Raw genomic sequence first — 5,971 nt, 5'->3', positions numbered from 1 at the left:
CTCTAGGCTCAGCGCATCCGAGGGGCGCGTCTTGCTAGCGCTGAGATGGACCAGATGCAGGTCCAGCACCCTTAGAACCTGATCCGGCGGGAACTGTTCCCCAACCGGCGTAGGAACGGAGCGAGATTTGGGCGCCAGCGTTACCCTTGCGAAGCCACCGGCCGCCGTGAAAGCGGTCTATGACGCGTACCCGAAGCCTGCGCGCGATCAGCTCATGAAACTGCGCACGCTGGTCTATGAGACCGCCGCAAGCCTTCCCGAAACCGGCCCAATCACCGAAACCCTGAAATGGGGCGAGCCGTCCTATCTGAACAAGGCCGGCACCACGATCCGCCTCGCCTGGTCGCCCAAGCGCCCGGATGCCATCGGCCTTTTCGTCAATTGCCAGACCACGCTGCTCGACGAGTGGCGCCAGCACTATTCCGGCGCCCTCAACCTCATCGGCAACCGCGAAATCCGTCTGTCCCTCGATGCGCCGCTCCCGCTCGAGCCGCTCCGCCACTGCATCGCCATGGCGCTCACCTATCGCAAGAGAAAGCCCCTCTCATGAACAAGCCCACCCCCCAGTCCGAATTCCAGACCCCCAAAGTCACCACCGGCCCGCTGCCGGCGAGCCGCAAGGTCTACACACACCCAAAGGCCGACCCGACGCTCAGCGTGCCGCGCCGCCTGATTGACCTGCATCCGTCCGCCAATGAAGAACCCGTCCCGGTCTATGATACGTCGGGGCCATACTCCGACCCGTCGGTCACCATCGATGTCGAGAAGGGCCTTGCCCGTCCCCGCACCGAGTGGGTGCTGGAGCGGGGGGGCGTGGAAGAATATGAAGGCCGCGATGTGCGCCCAGAAGACAATGGCGGCGTTTCCGGCAAGCATCTCGCCCGCGAGTTCCCGACCAAACACCGCCCGCTCAAGGCTATGGATTTCGACGCGGCCGGAACCACCGCCGCCAATCCGGACCGCACCGCTGCCGATGTCGAGGCTAATCGCAAACCCGTCACCCAGTATGAATTCGCCAAGGCCGGCATCATTACCAAAGAGATGATCTACGTCGCCGAGCGCGAGAATCTCGGCCGCCAGACCGCCCTCGACAATGCTGCCGCACAAACAGAGCAAGGCGAGAGCTTCGGCGCCGAGATCCCGCCCTTCGTCACGCCAGAGTTTGTGCGTGACGAGATTGCCAGGGGCCGCGCCATCATCCCGGCCAATATCAACCATGCCGAGCTTGAGCCGCAGATCATCGGCCGCAATTTCCTGGTCAAGATCAACGCCAATATCGGCAACTCGGCCGTCACATCATCGGTCGAGGAAGAAGTCGACAAGATGGTCTGGGCGACGCGCTGGGGCGCCGACAATGTCATGGACCTGTCGACCGGCCGCAACATCCACAACACGCGCGAATGGATCATCCGCAACAGCCCCGTCCCCATCGGCACCGTGCCGATCTATCAGGCGCTGGAAAAGGTAAACGGCGTCGCCGAGGACCTCACCTGGGAGGTTTATCGCGACACGCTGATCGAGCAGGCCGAGCAGGGGGTCGACTATTTCACCATCCATGCCGGTGTGCGCCTCGCCTATATCCACCTCACCGCCAAGCGGGTCACCGGCATCGTCTCACGCGGCGGCTCGATCATGGCGAAATGGATGCTCGCCCACCACACAGAGAGCTTCCTCTACACCCATTTCGAAGACATCTGCGACATCATGCGCGCCTATGATGTCTCCTTCAGCCTTGGAGATGGCCTCCGCCCCGGCTCCATCGCGGACGCCAATGACGCGGCCCAGTTCGCGGAGCTGGAAACGCTCGGCGAGCTGACCAAGATCGCCCATGCCAAGGGCTGCCAGGTGATGATCGAGGGGCCGGGCCACGTCCCGATGCACAAGATTAAGATCAATATGGACAAGCAGCTGCGCGAATGCGGCGAGGCGCCCTTCTATACGCTCGGCCCCCTCACCACCGACATCGCGCCCGGCTATGACCACATCACCAGCGGTATCGGCGCGGCGATGATTGGCTGGTACGGCACGGCCATGCTCTGCTACGTCACCCCGAAAGAGCATCTCGGTCTGCCAGACCGCAATGACGTGAAAGTCGGCGTCATCACCTACAAGCTCGCCGCCCACGCCGCAGACCTCGCCAAGGGCCACCCCGCCGCGCAGGTCCGCGACGATGCGCTTTCACGCGCCCGGTTCGAGTTCCGCTGGGAGGATCAGTTCAACCTCTCCCTCGACCCCGAAACCGCCCGCGACTATCACGACCAGACCCTCCCCAAGGAAGCCCACAAGGTCGCCCACTTCTGCTCCATGTGCGGCCCGAAATTCTGCTCCATGAAGATCACCGCCGAAGTCCGCGACTATGCAGCGGGCATGACGGACAATGAGAAAGCGGACCTGGAGAAGCAGGCGAAAGAGGCCGAAGAAGGCATGAAGGCGAAAAGCGCGGAATATGAAGCCATGGGGCGGAAGCTTTATGTGGAGCGGGAGAAATTAGATTGAGAACTCACAATGGTAGTTTGGCACCTAGTTCTCTTTGAAGTTCGAATTGATACGGGATGCCATCATTGCCGTGTCTCTCACATTTCTTTGCTGCGGCCCAAGCGGATAAATCAAGACCATCTGCTGCTGACAAACCAGAACCCACCGCGAATGCGAAGGCACCATGGAACGTGTCCCCAGCGCCACACGTGTCCACGGGATCGACTGAGAACGCGTCGTATTTATGAATGGTATCTGAGTTTTGAAGCTTATATCGCCCTCCTCGTTCGCCCAATGTTGCGCAGACTAATGATACATCAATTTGTTCGGAGAGCGCTCGGATTCCCTTGCTCAAAGAGCTGGCGTCTGGCGAACGCACTCTGAAGAATTTTTCAGGGGAAATGACGAAGTCGCACAACGGCAGCAACGGCTCGCACCAAGGCTTGTAAGAGCCAGTGTCGAGCACAATAGGTATGTCTCTTTCATTACAAAATTCCGCAACTGTAAAAGCTAGAGCCTCATCCGTACAATCAATGAACGCGCAATCGGCGCTCTGAAAAGCCTTTGGGACACCCTTCAGCATTTCCTGGTCTGCCCTAGGTTGAGGTGTCCAGAACACTGTTCTGTGTCCTTGCTCACCTGAAACAATAATTGCCGACCTTTGCGATTTGACCTCAGGATCAACGAACCAATTCGTATGGATATCTTCCAACTTGAAAAGGTCTTGTAGCGCGTTTGCGTAGACGCCAGTTCCAACTGTCGCGAGAAGATGAACGTCTGCTCCTAAACGGGAAGCAGCAATTGCTCCTCGCCCTACCGGTCCCCCAATAGTTTCAACACTATGCAGAACTCTATTCTCTGAGTTCTCACGAGGATACTCCGGAACGAAGTTGATGAAGTCCAAAGTTGCCTGTCCTGCGCAAACAATTTTCGGCGGCTTTGTTCGACGCTTGCGCGTGGAAAGCGAACCTCGACTTGGTTTTGGTGGTGGGGCCTTTGCAGCCAAGTTTGAAATGGCGATTGCAAATTCTTCCAAGTCCTGACCCCACTGGATCCACTGAATTGTCTCAAGGAAGTACGAAAGGCGTTCTGCACGAGTATTGTCGAGCTTTACGGGATATATTGGTATCCTGTGCCGATCAGCCATGGAGACTTCGCGTCTGACATGTTCACTTTTGTCAGCATTATCGCACAACAGTAGGAGAATTCCTGTAGCGCTCTTTATAGCGGTTATTATTTCAGTGTCCCAATGGGCTCCTGCGGAGATATCTCTTGGTGCGAACCAGCATTTAGTTCCGAGTCGTTCAATGTGAGTTGATAGACGAGCAACGTACCCACCATTGCTGCTGTGATGACTGATGAAAAGATGCAATTTGAAGCTTTGGATACGAGAATTGCGTTGCAGCGATCGTCAACAGGCCCAGTTTTCAAGCAAACCTGATTCAAATCAATATACACGGCCTGAAATATCCAATTGGCAGGCACCAGCTGTATATTGTCCATTCTTGCTTATAATGCCGGTCTCTTATGTCCGCACCCACTTTTACCCCACACCCAAAGCCTTAAGATTCCCATCAGTCACTAGCGCCCCCGGGAGCCCGCCAAGCAAACGAAACTCCGTTTCGCCGTAGGGCGGGTTAGCGTCAGCGTAACCCGCCAATCCGCGCAGAGTGGTGGCGGGTCATGACCCACCCTACGATTCCCCCCATTGCCTCCCCTTCCGCCACGGCAAGCGAAACTCCGTTTTGCCGTAGGGCGGGATGACATCCCGCGGATATGATCCGATGTCTCAAACGATGATTGGCGGGATTGCGGCTGCGCCTCCATCGCCGCCCTACCGCGCCAAACCTTTTGGCGGGTATCGGCCTTTGGCCTCAACGCCGCCCTACGGACTTCACGACTGTAAATGTTCGTGATATATTCCGGTCATGCCGACTTATCGTCGTCTCTATGTGCCGGGGGGCACTTATGCCTTTACGCTGTGCCTTCATGACCGGCGGGCCGATACGCTCGTCCGGTATATTGAGGCGTTGCGCGCCTCATATCGTGAGGTGACGGCCCGGCATCCGGCCCGGACAATCGCGATCTGCGTCCTGCCCGATCACATGCATCTGCTCTGGGCCTTGCCCGACGGCGACTGCGATTTTGTGAACCGGTTGCGGCTGATCAAGGCCGGTTTCACGCGGCGCTTGCCACCGCACCTGAAATCCGTCGGCCGCAAGGGTGAGCGGCTCATCTGGCAATCGCGGTATTGGGAACATGTCATTCGAGGCGAGAAGGATCTCGCTGCTCATATGGATTACATCCACTGGAACCCGGTAAGACATGGGCTTGTGACGTCGCCTGAGGCGTGGCCTCACTCGTCCTGGCATCGTTGCAAGGCTGATTGGAACCGGGAATGGAAACCGGAGCGGCCTGTCCTCCTCACCGAACCGTAGGGCGGGATGCAATCCCGCCAATATGAATTGGAGTGCGGGGGGGATTGCATTGGCGGGATTTCATCCCGCCCTACGCCGCCCTACATTGCCGCCATGTCAGACACATTCAGCACCTCCTCCCGCCTCGATGAGCTTGAAATGCGTGTGGTCCATCAGGATCAGACGATTGAGGACCTCAACGCCGCCATCACGGCGCAGTGGAAGCTGATTGAGCGGCTGGAGGCCCGCCTCGCGCAGCTTAGCGAGCGGGTGGCCGCCGCCGAACAGTCCGCCGGCGAAGACGCGCCCGTGAACAGGCCGCCGCCGCATTATTAGAGGCGCATTCTTGAGCGGCCATTCGATCCAGAGTTGGCCATTCGCGGAAATTTGCTAGATTGGCCTGACTGGACGGCAATTATAACGCTGGCAGGGGTGGGCTGATGACGAATGAAAACCGATTTGTCGTTGAAGGCGTGATCGCCTCCGTCCTCGTCGCCGCGGCGGTGTGGTTGTCCATGTCGCTCCTCGTTGAGACACCCAGCCCTTGCCAGGAAGGGCGAACATGTCTGACCGAAGCCATCGGCCTCATTCCGGTGACACAGCTACGTGACTCTCCAAATGCCAAGGCCTATGCGGCCGCCGTTCGGGCAAGGCGCGTCGAGGCCGGTGGAACGGTCGAGGAGTCATCGACCGACCCGGCGGCGCACACCTGCGGGTCGAACTCTTCCAGGAACCGCAGAAAATGCGCAGCGGAGAGCCGCTCGATCAGCGCGATAGGGCCGCGAAATCGTGCTCACGAAGGCGTCGCTGAGGCCCTGGTCGCCGACTGAGCCGCCCTCGTCAACCGGCCTCCAGCCACATGATCGCGCGGGACTTTCCCGTCCTCATTGATCCGGCAAATCAAGTCCGGTAGGCTTGGCGCAGCCCGGCCCTCCACGAGACCCAGAATGCCGACAGTCCATGAATCTGAATGATTTCAACTGCCTGCTCGGCCCGGCGCCCCTGGATGATGGCGCCAGCGCGCCTGCGGGAGAGGGGCCTGCCCGCCATGGCAATGAGCTCGCCTCGCTGCTCGCGCC

Annotated in this window: 6 protein-coding genes, 1 pseudogene and 1 riboswitch; of the genes and pseudogenes, 5 read left to right on the top strand and 2 right to left on the bottom strand. The window is 58.9% G+C overall.

Annotated features, from left to right (window positions below):
• Positions 1 to 10 precede the first annotated feature (10 nt).
• A riboswitch (TPP riboswitch) is annotated at positions 11 to 133 on the top strand.
• Complete coding sequence (locus WA989_RS17595; protein ID WP_424341775.1) at positions 128 to 550, top strand: DUF1801 domain-containing protein; 423 nt, start codon at positions 128 to 130, stop codon at positions 548 to 550. (Overlaps the previous riboswitch by 6 nt.)
• Entirely contained in the window at positions 547 to 2,496 is a 1,950-nt protein-coding gene (gene thiC / locus WA989_RS17590) for a phosphomethylpyrimidine synthase ThiC (protein ID WP_424341774.1), read from the top strand. The genes WA989_RS17595 and thiC overlap by 4 nt, the downstream gene beginning before the upstream one ends.
• Before the next feature lie 4 nt (positions 2,497 to 2,500).
• Here thiC and WA989_RS17585 read toward each other — a convergent pair whose 3' ends face one another.
• Both WA989_RS17585 and WA989_RS17580 read right to left on the bottom strand, forming a co-directional pair.
• A complete protein-coding gene (locus tag WA989_RS17585; RefSeq protein ID WP_424341776.1) occupies positions 2,501 to 3,511 on the bottom strand; it encodes a carbohydrate kinase family protein in 1,011 nt (336 codons plus the stop codon).
• A 3-nt stretch (positions 3,512 to 3,514) separates the two neighbouring features.
• Positions 3,515 to 3,847: pseudogene (locus tag WA989_RS17580) on the bottom strand (toll/interleukin-1 receptor domain-containing protein); the annotation flags it as partial.
• Positions 3,848 to 4,403: 556 nt separating this feature from the next.
• On the opposite strand from WA989_RS17580, the gene WA989_RS17575 reads away from it, so the two are divergent.
• From WA989_RS17575 to WA989_RS17565, 3 genes are all read left to right on the top strand, one after another.
• Positions 4,404 to 4,913 (top strand): REP-associated tyrosine transposase, encoded by a 510-nt coding sequence (locus tag WA989_RS17575; RefSeq protein ID WP_424341773.1) that lies wholly within the window; start codon positions 4,404 to 4,406, stop codon positions 4,911 to 4,913.
• Positions 4,914 to 5,006: 93 nt separating this feature from the next.
• Complete coding sequence (locus WA989_RS17570) at positions 5,007 to 5,228, top strand: SlyX family protein (protein WP_424341772.1); 222 nt, start codon at positions 5,007 to 5,009, stop codon at positions 5,226 to 5,228.
• A gap of 104 nt (positions 5,229 to 5,332) precedes the next feature.
• A complete protein-coding gene (locus WA989_RS17565) occupies positions 5,333 to 5,722 on the top strand; it encodes a hypothetical protein (protein WP_424341771.1) in 390 nt (129 codons plus the stop codon).
• Positions 5,723 to 5,971: the final 249 nt, after the last annotated feature.

This window comes from Henriciella sp. (assembly GCF_049649345.1).
In the GTDB taxonomy this organism is placed as follows: Bacteria; Pseudomonadota; Alphaproteobacteria; order Caulobacterales; family Hyphomonadaceae; genus Henriciella.
This window is presented reverse-complemented; position numbering and strand designations above follow the sequence as displayed.